The organism is Corallococcus exercitus (assembly GCF_042231735.1).
In the GTDB taxonomy this organism is placed as follows: domain Bacteria; phylum Myxococcota; class Myxococcia; order Myxococcales; family Myxococcaceae; genus Corallococcus; species Corallococcus exercitus_B.
This window is the reverse complement of record NZ_CP102577.1, coordinates 9,899,923-9,918,171: the sequence shown is the minus strand read 5'-3', so window position 1 is coordinate 9,918,171 and position 18,249 is coordinate 9,899,923. Positions and strand designations below refer to the sequence as shown.

Annotated in this window: 14 protein-coding genes and 1 tRNA gene; 10 read left to right on the top strand and 5 right to left on the bottom strand. The window is 70.0% G+C overall.

What is annotated here, in order from left to right:
* Positions 1–47: 47 nt before the first annotated feature.
* Complete coding sequence (locus NR792_RS39945; RefSeq protein ID WP_375757923.1) at positions 48–1,259, top strand: hypothetical protein; 1,212 nt, start codon at positions 48–50, stop codon at positions 1,257–1,259.
* Between the two features lie 97 nt (positions 1,260–1,356).
* Here NR792_RS39945 and smc read toward each other — a convergent pair whose 3' ends face one another.
* The gene (gene smc / locus NR792_RS39940) at positions 1,357–4,965 is read right to left on the bottom strand and encodes a chromosome segregation protein SMC (RefSeq protein WP_375757922.1); all 3,609 of its coding nucleotides are present in this window, start codon (positions 4,963–4,965) and stop codon (positions 1,357–1,359) included.
* A 312-nt stretch (positions 4,966–5,277) separates the two neighbouring features.
* Here smc and NR792_RS39935 point away from each other — a divergent pair, with 312 nt between their 5' ends.
* Positions 5,278–5,982, top strand: a complete 705-nt coding sequence (locus tag NR792_RS39935) for a hypothetical protein (protein ID WP_375757921.1) — start codon at positions 5,278–5,280, stop codon at positions 5,980–5,982.
* Positions 5,983–5,986: 4 nt separating this feature from the next.
* Here NR792_RS39935 and NR792_RS39930 read toward each other — a convergent pair whose 3' ends face one another.
* A complete protein-coding gene (locus tag NR792_RS39930) occupies positions 5,987–7,366 on the bottom strand; it encodes a hemolysin family protein (RefSeq protein WP_375757920.1) in 1,380 nt (459 codons plus the stop codon).
* A gap of 12 nt (positions 7,367–7,378) precedes the next feature.
* On the bottom strand, positions 7,379–8,194 hold the full coding sequence (locus NR792_RS39925; RefSeq protein WP_375757919.1) for a tetratricopeptide repeat protein: 816 nt from the start codon (positions 8,192–8,194) through the stop codon (positions 7,379–7,381).
* A gap of 61 nt (positions 8,195–8,255) precedes the next feature.
* On the opposite strand from NR792_RS39925, the gene NR792_RS39920 reads away from it, so the two are divergent.
* The 5 genes from NR792_RS39920 to NR792_RS39900 all read left to right on the top strand — a co-directional run bounded on the left by NR792_RS39920 (position 8,256) and on the right by NR792_RS39900 (position 13,638).
* Entirely contained in the window at positions 8,256–9,512 is a 1,257-nt protein-coding gene (locus NR792_RS39920; protein WP_375757918.1) for a CapA family protein, read from the top strand.
* A gap of 284 nt (positions 9,513–9,796) precedes the next feature.
* Positions 9,797–10,888 carry a peptide chain release factor 1 gene (gene prfA / locus NR792_RS39915; protein WP_375757917.1) on the top strand — a complete coding sequence of 364 codons (1,092 nt, stop codon included), beginning with the start codon at positions 9,797–9,799 and terminating at the stop codon, positions 10,886–10,888.
* Entirely contained in the window at positions 10,882–11,748 is an 867-nt protein-coding gene (gene prmC, locus NR792_RS39910) for a peptide chain release factor N(5)-glutamine methyltransferase (RefSeq protein ID WP_375761765.1), read from the top strand. The genes prfA and prmC overlap by 7 nt, the downstream gene beginning before the upstream one ends.
* Positions 11,749–11,801: 53 nt before the next feature.
* On the top strand, positions 11,802–13,073 hold the full coding sequence (murA, locus tag NR792_RS39905; RefSeq protein ID WP_375757916.1) for a UDP-N-acetylglucosamine 1-carboxyvinyltransferase: 1,272 nt from the start codon (positions 11,802–11,804) through the stop codon (positions 13,071–13,073).
* Positions 13,074–13,245: 172 nt separating this feature from the next.
* Positions 13,246–13,638: a zf-TFIIB domain-containing protein gene (locus NR792_RS39900; protein WP_375757915.1), complete on the top strand. Its 393-nt coding sequence runs from the start codon at positions 13,246–13,248 to the stop codon at positions 13,636–13,638.
* Positions 13,639–13,676: 38 nt separating this feature from the next.
* Here the strand turns inward: NR792_RS39900 and NR792_RS39895 are convergent, their stop codons facing one another.
* Positions 13,677–14,522 (bottom strand): discoidin domain-containing protein, encoded by an 846-nt coding sequence (locus tag NR792_RS39895; RefSeq protein ID WP_375757914.1) that lies wholly within the window; start codon positions 14,520–14,522, stop codon positions 13,677–13,679.
* A gap of 216 nt (positions 14,523–14,738) precedes the next feature.
* Here NR792_RS39895 and NR792_RS39890 point away from each other — a divergent pair, with 216 nt between their 5' ends.
* The 3 genes from NR792_RS39890 (at position 14,739) to NR792_RS39880 (ending at position 17,962) form a co-directional block, all read left to right on the top strand.
* The gene (locus NR792_RS39890; RefSeq protein WP_375761764.1) at positions 14,739–16,682 is read left to right on the top strand and encodes an ABC transporter substrate-binding protein; all 1,944 of its coding nucleotides are present in this window, start codon (positions 14,739–14,741) and stop codon (positions 16,680–16,682) included.
* A 65-nt stretch (positions 16,683–16,747) separates the two neighbouring features.
* Positions 16,748–16,820 (top strand) — tRNA-Gly (locus tag NR792_RS39885).
* 107 nt (positions 16,821–16,927) lie between these two features.
* Complete coding sequence (locus tag NR792_RS39880; protein ID WP_375757913.1) at positions 16,928–17,962, top strand: PA0069 family radical SAM protein; 1,035 nt, start codon at positions 16,928–16,930, stop codon at positions 17,960–17,962.
* 19 nt (positions 17,963–17,981) lie between these two features.
* Here the strand turns inward: NR792_RS39880 and NR792_RS39875 are convergent, their stop codons facing one another.
* Positions 17,982–18,230: a GlsB/YeaQ/YmgE family stress response membrane protein gene (locus tag NR792_RS39875; protein WP_375757912.1), complete on the bottom strand. Its 249-nt coding sequence runs from the start codon at positions 18,228–18,230 to the stop codon at positions 17,982–17,984.
* Positions 18,231–18,249: the final 19 nt, after the last annotated feature.

Here is an 18,249-nt window from a genome sequence, read left to right as displayed (position 1 = left end):
GCGCCCGAGCGCAGTCCCAAACACCCCAACCGGGAGAAAGCCTCACCATGCTGAGACGTCTCGCCGTCGCCTCCGTCATCCTCACCGCCGCCTGTGCCGGTCAGCAGAAGACCGATGCCCCCGCCGAGGGTCAGAAGCAGCTGACCAAGGAAGAGCGGCTGCGCATCACCAACCAGCCTCCGTTCGACCTGGCGACCTGCTTCCCGCACGAGCAGACCCTGCCCTCTCCCGCCAACGAGGGCGTCCTCGTGGGCGCGCTCCTGAGCGTCCGTCCGGACGTGCTGGAGTGCCTGGTGGACCCGGCCAACCGCGGTCCCGCGGCCAGCACCAAGGTGACGGTGAAGACGACCGTCAACGCCCAGGGCGCCACGCACGCCGTCTCCGGTGAGAACCTCACCCCGGCCGGCACGACCTGCATCCAGCAGGTGCTGGACACGCACGTGAAGCCCGCGGCGCTGGCGGCGGACGCCAAGCCGGTGGAGGCCTCGTACGAGTACGACCACGCGACGGCCAACAACGCCTCCGTCACCATGGGCATCAACGAGGGCTCGGACTTCTCCGGCACGGTGCGCCTGGCGGAGAAGAGCTGGTGTGACTGCTTCGCCGGCTACAAGGCGTCCACGCCGCCGGTGCTGACGTCCGACATCCACATCGTGAAGGGCCAGCCGAACCCCACGGAGGTCGTCTTCAAGCCCTCCGGCAGCACCGAGGGTGACCAGCTCGCGTCCTGCCTGCAGGCGAAGATCGCGAAGATGCCCGCGGCGACGACGGGCGAGCTGAAGTTCCCCTTCCGCTTCGTGTTCTTCAACTCGCAGGCCCCGGTGGAGGCCTCCGCGGACATGCCGCCGGAGCTGCGCTTCTTCCAGCTGGAGCTGGCGCGCACCCAGACGGCCGCCGCGTCCGCCATCGCCTTCGGCGCGCGCACCAACGCGGCGGACACGTATGACGCCGTCGTGCAGAAGTACACCAAGACGAAGGACTACAAGCTCTTCGACGAGCTGTCCTCCAAGTGCCAGGCGCTGGTGGAGTCGGCAACCAAGTGGGTGGACGCGCTCAAGGCGCAGGAGACGGTGGACCAGACGACCCTGACGCTGGTGCAGCAGCTCAAGGCCCAGAAGGAAGACTGGGCCCCGGTGGAGACCGCCAGCCAGGAGGCCCTGGCCAACACCCAGAAGGACCTCTCCGCCGCCCAGCAGCGTCTGGCCGCGGACCAGGGCGCCTGCCCGAAGAAGAGCTACGCGCCGGCGAAGAAGAAGTAACCCTTCGGCGTGAGCCGCTGAAATGAGAACGGGCGCTCCGGAGGAACTTCTCCGGGGCGCCCGTCTTCTTTTCAGCGCACTGCCCTGCCCCGCGCCCTTACGACGCGGCGGGGACCTTGTCGTCGTTGTGCGCGGAGGCCTCGCGCATCTTCACGCTGACGAGCTTGGAGATTCCGGGCTCCTCCATGGTGACGCCGTAGAGCGTGTCGGCGATTTCCATGGTGCGCTTGTTGTGGGTGATGAGGATGAACTGCGACTGGCGGCTCATCTCCTTCACCATGTCGTTGTAGCGGCCCACGTTGCCCTCATCCAGCGGGGCGTCGACCTCGTCCAGGAGGCAGAAGGGGGTGGGCTTGATGAGGAAGATGCCGAAGATGAGCGCCACGGCGGTGAGCGCCTTCTCGCCGCCGGAGAGCAGGTTGACGCTCTGGAGCTTCTTGCCCGGGGGCTGGGCGACGATTTCCACGCCCGGCTCTCCGTTGGGGCCCTCCTGCGTGAGGATGAGGCTGGCGCGGCCACCGCCGAACAGGCGCGGGAAGATGGCCTGGAACTTGTCGTTCACCACGTCGAAGGTCTGCTTGAAGCGCTCGCGGCTGGTCGCGTCGATGCGGACGATGGCTTCCTTCAGCTGGCTGATGGACGCCTGGAGGTCCTGGCGCTGGGTGGAGAGGAACTCGAAGCGCTTGGACAGCTCCGCGTGCTCGTCGATGGCGGTGAGGTTGATCTCCCCCATCTTCTCCACCTGGGCGCGCAGGTCCTTGAGCTCGCTCTCCACTTCCGGCGAGAGCGGCGCCAGCAGGTGGTAGTTGTGCAGCTCCGCGGACAGCTCCAGCTGGTAGCGCTCGCGGATGCCGGCGGCCAGGTGCTCCAGCTCCAGGCCAATCTCCTTCTCGCGCAGGGTGATTTGGGACAGGCCCTGCATGAGCTCGTCCAGCCGGCCGCGCAGCTCGCGGAAGGCGGTGTCCTGCTCGCGCACCTCGGTGGTGGCGGTGGTGTGCGCGGTGCGGCGGGCCTCCAGGGCCTCCGCGGCCACGCGGTGCTCCTCCGCGCGCTGCTCCCGGGTGGACTCCAGCTCCGCGAGCCGGCCCTGCAGCACCTCCACCTTGGCGCGGCCGTCCGTCACCGTGGCCTGCAGGCGGCTGACGCGCGCCTCCATGTCGCGGCGCTGCGCCACCAGGCTCTCCAGCTCCTTGCGCGCGGACTCGCCGCGCTCGCTGCCGGCGGCCACCTTCACGCGCAGGCCCATCAGGTCCGAGGACGCGGTGTCCGCGCGCTGGCGCAGCCCCTCCAGCTCCCCGGCGTACTGGCGCACGCGCTCCTCGCGCGCCTCGCGGTCCGCCTGGCCGTGAGCCACCTCGCCGCGGCTGGACTCCTCCTCGTTGGCGAGCGCGGTGTGGCTCTGCGAGAGCTGCCCCTCCTCGCCCTCCAGCGAGCGCAGCCGCTCGCGCACCCGGGCCAGGTCCTCGCTCGCCTTGTGGAGGTCCTTCTCCTGGCTGGCCAGGTTGACCTCCTCCGCGTGCTGCTCCTTGCCCAGGCCCTTGAGGACGGCCTCCGCCTGCCCCATCTGCTTCTGGAGCGTGTAGTGGCGGGTCAAAATCTCGTTGTAGCGCTCCTCCACCCGGGCCACTTCGGCCGCCAGCTCCGCGATTTCGCGCTTCTTCTGGAGCGCGCCCACCGCCGCGCCCTCGCGCTCGCCGCCGGTGATGGAGCCGTCCGTGCGGAAGACCTCACCCTCCAGGGTGACGAGCGTGCACGGCACGGGGGTGGCTTCCGCGTACTCGCGCGCGGCGGCCAGGTCCTGGACGATGACCACGTCACCCAGCAGCAGCTTGAGCACCGGCTCCAGCGCGGGCTCGCAGGACACTTCCTTCAGCGCGTGCGCCAGGACGCCCGGGCGCGTGAGGTCCGGCTCCACGAAGGCCCGGGCCTGCTCGCCGGAGGGCACCGGCAGGAAGGTGCCGCGCCCCTCGGCGTGGCCCTTCAAGTACTCCACCAGCTCCACGCCCTTCTCGCGGCTGTCCACGATGACGTGCTGGAGCCGCTCGCCCAGGGCGGCCTCCACCGCGCGCTCGTAGCGCGGCGAGTTCACCGTGAGGACATCCGCCACCAGGCCGAAGATGCCCTGCTCGCGGGCGGCCTCCGCGGCGCGCACCATGACGGCGCGCACGCCCCGGTCGAAGCCGTCGTAGTTCTTCTGGATGTCCTCCAGGGAGGCCAGGCGGCTGCGCTTGTCGCTCAGCTCCTCGCGCAGCGCGATGACCTGGACCTCGTTCTCCGTGAAGGCCTCGCGCGTGCGGGTGAGGGCCTCCTCCTCCTGGCCCCGGCGCTCGGCCAGCTCCGAGGCCAGGTGGCGCGTGTCCTCCACGTGCTTCGCCGCCTGGGTGCGCACGGAGTCCAGCTCCTGCTCCTGGGCGCGCAGGGCCTCCAGCTCACCGGCCAGCTTCGCGCGGCGGGCCTCCAGGTCCGCGCGCTGGCGCGCGAGGTTGACCAGGTTGCTCTCGTGGTTCGCAAGGCGCGTGGCCACGGCGACCAGCCCCGCCCGCTCCTGCTCCAGGCGCAGGGAGATTTCCGTCTGGAGGACGGAGACGCGGCGCTGCTCCTCCAGGGCCACCTGCATGGCCACTTCGTCTTCCTTGTACGACCCGGCGATGCCCGACAGCTCCGCCTCGCGGGCCGTCATGGTCTGCACCACCTCCGCCTGCCGTGCGAGCAGCGCGTCCAGCTCCGCCTGCGCGGACTCCACGCGCGTGTGGGTCTCCTCGAAGTCACGGCGGCCGTACGCCAGCTCCTGCGCCTCGCGCTGCAGGGCGCTCTCCAGCGCGTGGACCTCGCCGGCGTACTGCTGGAGGGCGGCCCCTTCCGCGTCCAATTCCGCGCGGCGCCGGGTGATGGCCTCCTCCAGCTCCTTCACCTTGTCCAGGCCCTCGCGCTCCTCGCCGCCCAGGTTCTCCAGGCGGGACTGGAGCACGCGCTTCTCCGCCATCAGCTCCAGCGAGCGGTGGCTGGTGGAGTGCAAATCAATCTCCCGCATGCGCGCCTTGAGCTTGCGGTACTTCTCCGCCTTCTTCGCCTGGCGCGACAGCGTGTCGAGCCGCTTCTCCAGCTCGCCGGTGATGTCGTTGACGCGCAGGAGGTTGGCCTCGGTGGCCTCCATCTTGCGCTCGGCGGCCTTGCGGCGGGCCTTGTACTTGGTGACGCCCGCGGCCTCCTCCAGGAGGTGCCGGCGGTCCTCCGGCTTGCTGGAGACGATGAGGCCCACGCGGCCCTGCTCGATGATGGAGTAGGCCTTGGTGCCCACGCCCGTGCCGAGGAACAGCTCCGTGATGTCCAGCAGGCGGCAGACGGTCTTGTTGATGAGGTACTCGGAGTCGCCGTTGCGGAAGAGGCGCCGCGTCACGGTGATTTCACTGAAGCCCTGGTACTGGGGCGACAGCGTGTCCGTGTCGTCCACGAGGAAGGTGAGCGACACCTCCGCCATGGACAGGGGCGGCTTGTTCTCCGAGCCGTTGAAGATGACGTCTTCCATGCCGCGGCCGCGCAGGTTCTTCGCGCTCTGCTCGCCCATCACCCAGCGGATGGCGTCCACGACGTTGGATTTGCCACACCCGTTGGGGCCGACGACGCCCGTGACGCCCTCGTCGAAGGAGAAGACGCTCCGCTCCATGAACGACTTGAAGCCGGTGATGTCCAGGCGCTTGATTCGCATGCCAGCGGTTCTCCCTACGGCCGTCGGTGTGACGGGGTGAAAACGCGCGCGAGGCCGGAAAATCGGCTCCGCAGCGTTCGGCAGGAGTACCAACGCACCCCACCGGGGATCAAGCGTGACCATGCCACGCATGACCCTATGTCGAGTGCTACAGGCCCGTGTGCCCGAGGCCTTGCACCACCCTTGCAAAGCAGCCGACCCACCCTACCTTCCACTTGATCTTTCTGGAGGCGTCCTACGTTTCAGCCCTTGCTTGCCCTGTCGCTCCTCGTGGGCGCGTCCCCGACGTCTCAGGTAGCACCCCGGTCTGACATGGTGGCGGCGGCGGCGCCGGCCCCCTGTCCGAACCCCTGGTTCCCCATGGAGGAAGGCCTGTCGCTGACCTACCGGGCGGGCCGCTCCTCGGAGCTGGTGCTGGCGACGAAGGACGTCGCCCCGGCCCCGGACGGGACGGTGAAGGCCACGCTGGCGGTGAGCCTCAAGGGGCGCAGCGGCCAGACGGACCTCACCTGCGACGCCAACGGTGTCCGCACGGGCCTGGGCGGCCTGGAGGGCACGCTCCTGTCCGCGTCCGGCATGGACGTGCAGGTGGTGAACGCGGAGGGCGCGGCCGTGCCGGCGCCGTCCGTGATGGTGCCGGGCGGCACCTGGAAGAACAGCCTGTCGGTGAAGCTCCAGCCCCCGGCGAAGAAGGGCGGCCTGCGCCCCATCATCGCCACGACCTTCGACAAGGAGGCCACGGTGGTGGGCGAGGAGGAGGTCACCGTCGCGGCGGGCACCTTCAAGGCGCTGAAGATCAAGAACATCACCACGGCCCGCGCCAGCCGCCCCGGCGCGGAGGGGCGCTCCATGGAGAGCTTCATGTGGTTCGCGCCGGACGTGGGCATCCTGAAGCTGACCACGGACGGAGAAACGAACCTGGAGCTGCTCAAGGTGGACCGGCCCAACGCCAAGGTGAAGCCGGCCTCCATCCAGGGCGGCGCGAAGAAGAAGGCCGTGAAGCCCACCAAGGGCTAGGCCTTCACCCTGTCTCGCCGGAGGGCGCGGGCGGCTCCGAGGGGCGGCCGCCGCCGTCCTTGGGCACCGCGGTGGGGCGCGACTGCGGCTCCACCGTCACGCGCACCACGCGGGGGCCGTCCACCTCCTCCACGAGGATGCGCCACATGTCGAGCTTGAGGCTGTCGCCCTTCTCCGGCACCCGGCCCAGCTTCGTCATGAGGTAGCCGGCGATGGTGGTGACCTCGCCCTTCTCCTCGTCGTCCAGGTCGAAGTTCACGTCCAGCTGGGCCTCCAGGTCGTCCAGCTGCGCGGTGCCGGGCAATTCGAAGCGGCCGCCCGGAAGCGCGCGGACCTCCTCCACGCGCCGGCCCAGCTCCGCCACGTCGCCCACCACCTCCGCCACCACGTCCGCGATGGTGACGAGCCCCGACGTGCCACCGTGCTCGTCCACCACCATGGCGATCTGCCGGCGGCGGCGGCGGAACTCCGCCAGGAGCTGCTCCAGCGTCGCGTTCTCCGGGATGAAGAGCACCGGGCGCTGCACCTGGGACAGGCTGCGCAGCTCGCCGCGCGACAGGAGGAAGAACAGGTCCTTCACGTTCACCACGCCCTCGAGCTCGTCGAGGTTGCCCCGGCACACCGGCAGCCACGTGTGCCCGGACGCCCGCGCGTCGATGACGTTCTTGTCCAGCGGCTCCTCGACGTCCAGGTAGCGCATCTGGTTGCGCGGCACCATCACCTGCCGCGCCGTCTTCTGCGCCATCTCCAGCGCGCGCTCCAACAGTTCCGCCCGCGCCGTGGTGATGGCGCCCGCCTGCGCGGAGCTGTGCAGGATGACGCGCAGCTCCTCTTCGTTGGTGGCCTCGTGCGTCTCGCTGGCGGAGTGCAGGCCCACCGCCTTGAGCACCAGCCCCGCCAGCCAGTTGAGCAGCCGGATGGCCGGGTAGAAGAGGAAGTAGAACGCGCGCATGGGCAGCGCCACCGCGAGCGTCGTCTGCTCCGCGCGCTGGATGGCGACGCTCTTGGGCGCCAGCTCCCCCATCACGATGTGCAGGAACGTGATGATGCTGAAGCCGAGGATGCCCGCCGCCGTGGAGCCGTACTTCGCCGCCACCGCCTCCGGCAGCACCTTCTCCATCACCGGGTGCAGCAGGTGTTCGAACGCGGGCTCACCCAGCCAGCCCAGGCCCAGCGACGCGAGCGTGATGCCGAACTGGGTGGCGGACAGGTACGCGTCCAGCTCGCCCACCATCTTCAGGGCCATGCCCGCGCCCGGCGTGCCCTCGTCCACCAGGGACTGCAGGCGCGTGGCGCGGATCTTCACGATGGCGAACTCCGTCGCCACGAAGAAACCGTTCGCGACGACCAGCAGCAGCGCCAGCCCCAGGAAAACCCATTCCATTGTGTGATTCCCTCAGAAGAGGGCTTCGAAGTCCGGATCGCCCTTGAGCACGTCGAACATGGGGTCCGCGGACAGCCACCCCAGGACCTTCTGCCGGTCCGCCGCCAGCGCCTTCTGCAGGTACTGGACGGCGTCCTTCGGACGGCCCCACAGCGCGTACAGCGCCGCCAGGTTGTAGTTGAGCAGGAGGTCTTCCGCGTTGAGCGCCCGGGCGCGCTCGTAGGCGCGCTCCGCTTCCGCGTAGAAGCCCTTCTGCGCGTAGCAGATGCCCAGGTCCAGCTGCGCCTCGAAGTTGTCCGGCTCCAGCCGCACCACTTCCTTCAGCTGGGTGATGGACGAGCGGTAGTCGCCCTCGTCCATCATCAGCGCCGCCAGCTCATGCCGGGGGAAGGCGTCCTGCGGGTCCAGCTCGATGGCGGAGTGCAGCTCGCGCATCGCCTCCTCCACCCGCCCCTGGTCCGCGTAGGTGAGCCCCAGGTTCAGGTGGGCGTCCGGGTACTCCGGATCCAGCTCGATGGCTTCCTTGTACTCCTCCACGGCCATCTCGCTGGCGTGGGTGGAGAGGAAGCAGGCCAGGTTGTAGTGGGCGGTGGCGCTCTCCGGCTCCAGCTTGAGCGCGGTGAGGTACTCGCCCAGCGCCTCGCGGAACTGCTTCTTCTCCGCGTAGACCGTGGCCAGGTTGTCGTGCGCGTGCGCCGACGTGGGGTCCAGGTCGATGGCCTTCCGGAACTCCTTGATGGCCTCGTCCAGCCAGCCGCGATCCGCCAGCTCGATGCCGCGGGTGTTGTGCTCGTCGGACAGAGCGATGTTGTCCTTTTCCCGGGCCATGGGCGCGCGGCAATCTACGCGTCGCGCGTTTCCCCGTGCAAGGTAGAGTTTCCCCTTGCCCATGCGCCACGCCGCCCTGCTGCTCCTGCTGTCGCTTTCCGCCTGTCATCCCCGCCCCGTGACGCCCTCGGGGCCGCCCCCGGGCCTGGAGCCCTCCGCCGCCACGGAAGGCCCGCCGCGCGAGGCCCCGCCCGCCACGCCGGCCGGGTCCACTACCGGACACCCCACCGGGCAGCCGACCCCTCCAGCCCCCGCCCGCCCGGTGACGCTGGTGGTGGGCGGCGACGTGACGGTGGGCTACCACTACGAGGAGTACTTCGACGACCAGGTGGCCAAGGGGAAGACGCGCGAGGAGATGTTCGCCTACGGCTTCCGCGAGGTGATGCCCATCGTGGACTCCGGCGACCTGTTCGTCGTGAACCTGGAGTGCCCGTACACGGACAGCACGCAGAAGCTGCCCAAGAACTTCAACTTCCGCGCGCGCCCGGAGCTGGTGAACGTGCTCACCGCGGGGCGCGTGGGCGTGGTGAGCCTGGCCAACAACCACATGATGGACTACGGCGCGCAGGGCCTGCTGGACACCCTTGCCGCCCTGGACGCCGCGCGCATCCCCTACTTCGGCGCGGGCCGCACCCTGGCGGAGGCGCGCCGCCCGGCGGTCCTCACCGTGGGGGGCCTGAAGGTCGCGTTCCTGGGCTACTTCTTCCTGGGCACGCGCAACATCGAGCCCCGGGAGGTCTACGCCACGGACACCACGCCGGGCGTGGCGGGGCACTTCTCCGACGTGGAGGTGATGGAGCGGATGCTGCGCGAGGACATCGCCGCGGCGAAGGCCCAGGCGGACCTGGTGCTGCCCTTCTTCCACTGGGGCATCGAGGGCAACACCACCCCGGAGCCGTACCAGGTGCGCCTGGCGCACGCGGCCATCGACGCGGGGGCGGCGGGAGTGCTGGGCAGCCACCCGCACGTGCTCCAGTCCATGGAGCTGTACCAGGGCAGGCCGGTGGTCTACTCGCTGGGCAACTTCGTGTTCGGCGGGAACTGGAACCCCCGGGACAAGCGCAGCGTCCTGTGGCGGGCGCGCTTCGACTCCTCGGGTTATCTCTCCAGTGACGTGCTGCCCCTCAGGACCGACCGCTACCCCGAGTTCCCCGTCCAGCCGGTGCCCGTGACGGGTGCCGAGGCCGAAGGGGTGATGACGCTGCTGCGCACCGCGTCGCAGGGGACACCGGGGCTGGAGCGGATGCTCCCGGCGTTGGAAGCCGGGGGAGCAGGGAGCCCACCGCCCCCCTCCTCCAGTGTGAGAGGGGGGCAGTAGCTTCCGGGACTACTTGTTGTTGCGCTGGCCGCGCTTGAAGCGCGTGCGGCGGCGCTTGAGCTGCGCCTTGCGGGTCTTGGCGCGGTTCTTCAGCTTCTTCTTGGAACGATTTCCCTTCTGTGCGGCCATGTTGAAGGACTCCGTGTTGAGCGTGAATCGAGCCGCACCGGGCGGCGACGGGGGCCGTTCTTACATGCCGCTGCCCGCACGGCCAAGGTTTTCCTTGACGCCCTCGGCCCTTGCCACGGGGCGGCCAAAGGGGCAAGACGCCCCGGGAACCACGCATGATTGACAAACTGGAAGAGGTCGAGCGCCGTTTCGAGCGGCTCACGGCCGACCTGTCGAACCCCGATATCCTCGCCGATACGGCGAAGCTCCAGAAGGTGTCCAAGGAGCGCGCCGGGCTGGAGAAGCTCGTGGAGACCTTCCGCGGCTACCGCAAGGTGCTGGCGGACCTCAACGAGGTGGAGGCGTGGCTGTCCAGCGCCGACCCCGACGAGAAGGCCTACGCCAAGGAGGCCCTGCCCGGCCTGAAGGCGCAGCGCGAGGAGCTGGAGGCGTCGCTGAAGATCCTCCTGCTGCCCAAGGACCCCAATGACGACAAGAACGTCATCCTGGAGATCCGCGCGGGCGCGGGCGGCGACGAGGCGGCCCTCTTCGCCGAGGAGGTCATGCAGATGTACCTGCGCTACGCGGACCGCCGGGGCTGGAAGGCGGACATCGTGGACATGAGCGCGGGCAACGCCGGCGGCGTGAAGGACGCCACGGTGACGCTGTCCGGCGACGCGGTGTTCAGCAACCTGAAGTACGAGTCCGGCGTGCACCGCGTCCAGCGCGTGCCGGCCACGGAGACGCAGGGCCGCATCCACACCTCCACCATCACCGTGTCGGTGATGCCGGAGGCGGAGGACGTGGACGTGCAGGTGAACCCGGCGGACATCGAGATGCAGGTGATGCGCTCCACGGGCTCCGGCGGCCAGAGCGTCAACACCACGGACTCCGCGGTGCGCCTCATCCACAAGCCGTCCGGCATCGTGGTGAAGTGCCAGCAGGAGAAGAGCCAGGGGAAGAACCGCGCCATGGCCATGCGCATGCTGCGCGCGAAGCTCTACGAAATCGAGCAGGAGCGCATCCGCAACGAGCGCGACTCCATGCGCCGCGGCCAGGTGGGCACGGGCGACCGCAGCGAGAAGATCCGCACGTACAACTTCCCGCAGGACCGGCTCACCGACCACCGCATCGGCCTCACCGTGCACAACCTGCCGGCCATCATGGTGGGCAACGTGGACGAAGTGATCACCGCCTGCCGTACGCACTACCAGGCGGAGGCCCTCAAGGCGCAGACGGGCGGCGGGCGGCCCCCCAGCGAATCATGAGCGACGTCTGGACCATCCGCCGGATCCTCACCTGGACGACGGGGCACTTCGAGAAGCGCGGGGTGGACGCCCCGCGGCTCACGACGGAGATCCTGCTCGCGCACGTGCTCAAGACGGGCCGGGTGCGGCTGTACGTGGACCTGGACCGCCCCCTGTCCAAGGACGAGCTGGCCGCCTTCAAGGCGCTCATCGAGCGCAGGATGGCGGGCGAGCCCACGAACTACCTGACGGGCACGAAGGAGTTCTACAACCGCTCGTTCAAGGTGGACGCGCGCGTGCTCATCCCCCGGCCGGAGACGGAGCTGCTGGTGGAGGCGGTGCTGCACTCGGTGCCGAAGGACGCGCCCAGCCGCGTGCTGGACGTGTGCACGGGCTCCGGCTGCATCGCCATCAGCGTGGCGGCGGAGCGGCCCCAGGCGACGGTGCTGGCCACGGACCTGTCCAAGGACGCGTGCGCGCTGGCGCGTGAGAACGCGCAGGCCCTGGGCGTGGCCGAGCGCGTGAGCGTGCTGGAGGGCGACCTCTTCGCTCCCCTCCCCCCGGGCGAGACGTTCCGGGTGGTGGTGTCCAACCCGCCGTACATCGACTCGGGCGACATCGCCGGGCTGTCTCCGGAGGTGCGGCGCGAGCCCCGGCTGGCGCTGGATGGCGGGCCGGATGGGCTTACCGCGCTGCGCCGGGTGATTCAGGGCGCCCGGCGGGTGCTGGAGCCTGGCGGACTGCTTGCATTGGAGATGGGCGAGACCCAGGGCAGCGCCGTCCTGGAGCTCCTGCGCGCCGCGGGGTACGCGGACGCGCGCGTGGAGAAGGACCTGGAGCGGCGTGAACGCATGGCGTTCGGGACACAGCCCGCGGCCTGAGGGCCACGGGCGTGCGGCCCGGCAGCAGCACCGCAAGAGGGCACGGGAAAGACATGGACAAGATCGTCTTGAAGGGTGGCACCGCGCTGCACGGTGAGGTGGAAGTGTCCGGCGCGAAGAACGCGGCGCTGCCCATCCTGGCCTCCGCGCTGCTGGCGGACGGCACCACCACCTTCCGCAACGTGCCGGACCTGGCGGACGTGGCCACGATGCTGGAAGTGCTCCGCACCATGGGCTGCGAGGCCGAGCGGCTCACCGGCAGGAAGGCGGACACGTGTGAAATCAGCATCGAGGGGGACATCACCCCGGAGGCCCCCTACGAGCTGGTGAAGACCATGCGCGCCAGCGTCCTGGTGCTGGGGCCGCTCGTCGCGCGCTTCGGCCGCGCGCGCGTGTCCATGCCGGGCGGGTGCGCCATTGGCGCGCGGCCCATCGACCAGCACCTGAAGGGGCTCAAGGCGCTGGGCGCGGACATCCACCTGACCGAAGGCTACGTGGAGGCCCGGGCGAAGCAGCTCAAGGGCGGCATGGTGAACTTCGACGTCATCACCGTCACCGGCACGGAGAACGTGATGATGGCGGCGGTCCTCGCGAAGGGCCGCACGGTGATGGAGAACTGCGCGCGAGAGCCGGAGGTGGAGGAGCTGGCGCGCGTCCTCAACAAGATGGGCGCGAAGGTGGAGGGGGCGGGCACGTCCGTCATCACCATCGAGGGCGTGGAGTCCCTCAACCCGGTGGAGCACGCCATCCTCCCGGACCGCATCGAGGCGGGCACGCTGCTGGTCGCGGCGGCCATCAGCGGGGGCAACGTGCTGGTGAAGCACGCGCGGCCGGAGCACCTGGACGCCGTGATGGACAAGCTGCGCGAGGCGGGCTGCACCCTCACGGTGGAGGACGGCGGCATCCGCTGCAAGGCGCCCAGGTCCATCAAGTCGGTGAACATCACCACCACGGAGCACCCGGGCTTCCCCACGGACATGCAGGCGCAGCTGATGGCGCTGATGACGGTGAGCCACGGCACGTCCGTCATCTCCGAGAACATCTTCGAGAACCGCTTCATGCACGTGCCGGAGCTGCACCGGCTGGGCGCGGACATCACCATCCAGGGGCACACGGCGGTGGTGAAGGGCGTGAAGGCGCTCAGCGGGGCGCCCGTGATGGCCACCGACCTGCGCGCCAGCGCGTCGCTCATCCTGGCGGGCCTGCGGGCGGACGGCCACACCGAGGTCAGCCGCGTCTACCACCTGGACCGCGGGTACGAGCGGCTGGAGCGCAAACTGCGGGGCCTGGGAGCGGACATCCGCCGCGTGAAGGAGCGCGCCTGAGCGTCGGCCTGAGCGTCGGCCTGAGCGTCGACCTGAGCCCAGGGGGCCGGTAGACGGCGCGTTGCCAACAGAAGCGGCGGCACGGGTTGCATCCCAATTTTTGTGCGACCTATCATTCTCCATTCACCGGGGAGCACCCAGTGCTCCCCCCTTCAGGAGAACGAGCCGCCCCATGAATTGCCCCGGTTGCAACGCCGAAATGACTGATCTCGAAGGGGATCACGAGACGTTGCGGGAATGTAAAGAGTGTGGCGGTTTGTGGATCGACGTCGCGGATCTGAACCGGATCCTCCTCCACAACAACCTTCCCGGCCTGGAGGGACAGGGCGGCAAGATGGACGCCGACGCCCTGACGGGCCAGTGCCCCGACTGCCAGGTGGACCTCGTCCGCTACGTCGGCGGGGACCGGCATCACCCCCTGCAGTTCGACACCTGCGAGTCGTGCGGGGGCATCTTCCTGGAGTCGGAGTTCGCTGACGCGAACGACACCGCCGCCGCGGAGAAGAAGATCATCGAGTTCTTCCGCGCCTTCAGCGGCAAGCAGAAGGCCAAGGCCGCCATCTAGGCCGCGGCCCGGGCCCTCTCACGCCGGCCCGGGCGCCTTCACGGCTGGCTGCGGAAATCGCTCCCCCACTCCTCGGGGAGCGTCCCGTCCAGCGACAGCGCGGCGGCCGCCTTCGGCCCCTCGCCGGCCGGGGTCCGTTCGAAGCGGGCCGTCACCTTCCCCTTCTTGGGGATGTCCAGCGTCACACGGTTGCCGGACACGGTGTAGGTGCCGCTGACGACGGTGGTGGGCTCGGGCGTCTCCAGGGGCTCCAGGGAGAAGCGCCAGGTGCCGTCCACGAAGAAGGAGAGGAAGCGCTCCGGCGCCCCCTCGTGGCCACCGAACCAGGTGCCCACGAGCGGGGCCACGCGCGCGTCGTACTTGTACCGGGTGGCGAGCGCGGGGCCGTTGAGGGGCTTGCCGCCCGAGTAGAGGACGACGTCGGTGAGGCACACCGGGGCGCCCTCCTTGGTGCCGGGGAAGCGGTCGGTCACCTCCAGGATGAAGCGCGCGCCGAAGAGCGGCTGGGACAGGGGCACGGCCTGCAGGCCGCGCTTGTCCTGCACGGTGACGCTGCGGGACGCGTCCACGCTGGTGAGGGTGAACTTGCGCACGCGGCCGTTGGCCTTGAACGCGTCGCGGGACGTGCCGTCGCCCGTGTAGACGCGCACCTCGTCCAGGGTGACGGGCTCCTTGAAGCCGATGAAGACGTGGGCGGGCTTCTCCCCTTCCGCGCACCAGGCGGTGGTGTCCCTGCCGTCCAGGAGGTTCAAGGGCACGTAGTGGTCCGGGCGCGCCTCCTTCTCCGCCCAGGCCTCCGCCTGGGCATAGCCGGGCGCGGCGGGCCCAGCGGCGAGGACGGATGGGGACACGAGCAGCAGGGAGACCAGGGACAGGCGGCGCATGGGGCGCATCTTGGATCGTCCCCACCCCGGGGCTCCAGTCCGGGTGTGTCCCTTCCGCCGTCACCAGACCTCGCGGTGGGCCGCGACGTGGGACCGGACGTTCTCCAGGCGACGTACGGGGAACCCCGGATGAAAGCGGCCCGCCGGGGGTTGGGGGTGCTTGACACCCGGACACGCCCAGGCCGACAAGGCGGACCGACCGAGGAGGAGGACGTGATGCGACGTTGGGGCTGGGTCTGTGTCCTGGGGCTGCTGGGGGTGGCCGCGTGCAAGAAGGACGTGCCGGCGGAAGCGCCGGACGCGGGCGCGGTGGAGACGGGCCCCTCCGCCCTCACGGAGAAGGAGCCCAACGAGCGGCCCGACCAGGCGCTGGCCGTCACGCGCGACAGCGTGGTGACGGGGGGCCTTGCGGCGGAGCCCAACAAGCTGGACGAGGACTGGTACCGGCTGGCCCCCGGCACCCCGCGCATCGCGGACGTGACGGTGACGGGCCTGCCCGGCGGGGACGTGAAGCTGGACGTCTACGACCAGGACCGCAACCGGCTGGTGGGCGTCAACAGCGAGGGCGAGGGCAAGGGCGAGCGCCTTCCGAACCTCTACGTGGAGCAGGAGCGCTGGCTGGTGGTGTCGCCCGCGCGCAAGGGCATGGGCGGCGCGTACACGCTGGAGGTGAAGTACCGCCAGCCCAACGACGGCGAGGAGCGCGAGCCCAACGACCGCGCCGTGGACGCCGCCGCGCTGCCCCTGGGGCAGACGGTGACGGCGTTCCTGGGGCACTCGGGGGACGAGGACTGGTACCGGGTGGAGCTGGCCGGTCCGGTCGCGCCCGAGGACGTGCCGGCGGCGCAGGACAGCGGCGCCCAGGCTCCGGGGGCACCGGCGCCGGGTTCGACGCCCGCGGCCGTTCCGCCGCCGCCCGTGCCGGACGAGACGCCGGTCATCGACGACAACGCGGCGCCCTCCCCCACCCCGGAGGGCACGTTCGGGGGGGGCGAGCCGCCCGCGCCGCCGCCGGAGAACGCGGCCCCGACGGCGCCCATCGGGGAGCTGGGCGGTGCGCTGGCCGCCCAGGTGGTGGACGCGGGCCTTCCGCCCGAGCCCGAGGTGCCGTCGGTGGCGCTGAAGATTGAATTGTCCGCCGTGGAGGGCGTGCGGCCGGAGATTTCGGTGCTGTCCGCCGCGGAGGCGCCGCTGTTCACGCTGCAGGGCAAGGAGGGCGAGCCGCTCGCGCTGCGCAACATCGGCGTGCGGGCCACGGACCGGGTGGTCTACGTGGTGGTGAAGGGCGGCTGGACGGGGACGGGCAAGGCGCAGCGGCGCACCTACAACGCGCAGGTGCCGTACACGCTGACGGTGTCCCAGGAGGAGGCGGGGGCGCACGCGGAGCTGGAGCCCAACGACGAGCTGCTCAAGGCCACGCCGCTGACGGGGGCGGGCTATCGCGAGGGCTTCCTGTCGCCGAAGTCGGACGTGGACCACTACGTGCTGACGGCGCGCGAGCCGGTGCTGGCGAAGGTGGAGCTGTCGGGCGTGGACCGGTTGGACCTGACGCTGTCGATGGTGGAGCCGCCGCAGGGCGACGGGCTGAAGGAGACGGTGCTGCTCAAGGCCAACGACGGGGCGCTGAAGGAGCCGGAGCGGCTCAACAACGTCGCGTGCAGCGGCACCTGCTACTTCCGGGTGGAGGGGTCGTTCCGCAAGGTGAACGGCAAGTTCGTGCGGGACTTCGAGAACGCGGACCAGCCCTACCGCATCAGCGTGACGACGGTGCCGGACAACGGCAGCGAGGAGCGCGAGCCCAACAACACGTCCGACCGCGCGCAGGACCTGACGTTGAGCAAGGCGGTGCGGGGCACGGTGTATCCGGCGAAGGACGTGGACTACTACCGGGTGGACCTGTCCGACCGGCCGGTGCGCACGGCGCTGACCGCGACGCTGCTGGGCATCCTCAAGGTGGACGTGGGGCTGTACCTGCACCGGCTGCAGCCGGACGGGAAGCTGTCGTTGGTGCAGACGTCCGACCGCGCGAAGGGCGACCAGCCGGAGACCATCCGCTACAGCGCCGAGCCCGGCGTCTACGTCTTCGAAGTCCGCGACGCGAAGAACCGCGAGGCGAACTTCCAGGACTCGTACCAGCTCACCGTCGAGGAGGGGGAGTAGCCCCGACTTCTGATTGACAAGGCAGGGCCCCGCCCCTACTTTGGGCCCTGCTTCACCCGTCGCACGCGGTGGTAGCTCAGTTGGTAGAGCACGAGCTTCCCAAGCTCGGGGTCGAGGGTTCGAATCCCTTCCGCCGCTCTGAAGAACCAAGGCCGGTGGTTCCTTCCTGGAACCACCGGCCTTCTTCTTTCCAACACTCCCAGCAACGCCTTGACTGAACGCGCTTTCAGTCACACCCTGGGAAGGTGAAGGCCCGTCCCGTCGACAATCCGCCCAACCCCTGGGCGAGCACCGCGGTGGAGTACCTGGACGAGATCCCCCCGGCGCGCCTGGAAGTCTGGGAGGACCACAGCCGCTCCATCATCGCGAGCAACGACAGCCCCGACGTGTGCTTCTCCTGGAGCGTCAACCCGTACCGGGGCTGCCTCCACGCCTGCGCCTACTGCTACGCGCGCCCCACGCACCAGTACCTGGACTTCGGCGCGGGCACCGACTTCGAGACCCGCCTCGTCGTCAAACCCAACGCCCCGGAGCTCTTGCGCGAGGCCTTCGACCGCCCGTCGTGGAAGGGCGAGACGGTCGTCTTCAGCGGCGTCACGGACTGCTACCAGCCGCTGGAGGCGTCGCTGCGGCTCACCCGCCAGTGCCTGGAGGTCTGCGCCGAGTACCGCAACCCCGTGGGCATCATCACCAAGGGCGTGCTGATCGAGCGCGACCTGGACGTGCTCCAGCGGCTCGCGGGCGAGGCCCGGCTCAGCGTGAGCATCAGCCTCCCCTTCCACAACGAGGAGCTGGCGCGCGCCATGGAGCCGGTGGTCGCCACGCCGAAGCGCCGGCTGGCCACCATCCGCAAGCTCACGGAGGCCGGCATCGACGTGGCCGTGTCCGTGGCCCCCATCATCCCCGGCCTCAACGACGAGGACATCGCGCGGGTGCTCGCGTCCGCGCGCGAGGCCGGTGCCGCGCGCGCGCACTACACGCTCTTGCGGCTTCCAGGCCCCGTGCAGGCCGTGTTCGAGGAGCGCCTGCGCGCGAAGCTGCCCCTGCGAGCGGACCGGGTGCTGCACCGCATCCGCGAGACGCGCGGCGGGGAGCTCACCGACGGCCGCTTCAAGCACCGCATGCGCGGCGAAGGGCTCTACGCGCAGACCATCCACCAGCTCTTCGCGACGGCGGCGCGCAAGGTGGGCATGCGCGCCTCGTCCGTCACGGAGGCCGCGCCGGACACCTTCCGGCGCCCCGCGCGGCCCTCCACCTCCCCCCAGCTGTCGCTCTTCTAGGCAGCGACGCGGGAGGGCCCTATCTGCGGATGATCTGCAGGATGGACAGCAGGATGACGGCGCCCACCGTGGCCACCAGCAGCGAGTACAGGTTGAAGCCCGTCACGCCGCTGCCGCCGAAGAAGCTGAACACCCAGCCGCCCACCATCGCGCCGACGATGCCGGCGACGATGTTGGCGAACATCCCCATCCGGGCGTTGGTGCCCTTGATGATGCTGGCCAGCCAGCCTGCGATACCGCCCAACACCAGCCACGAGCAGATTCCCATGACGTCCTCCTCCAGGTAG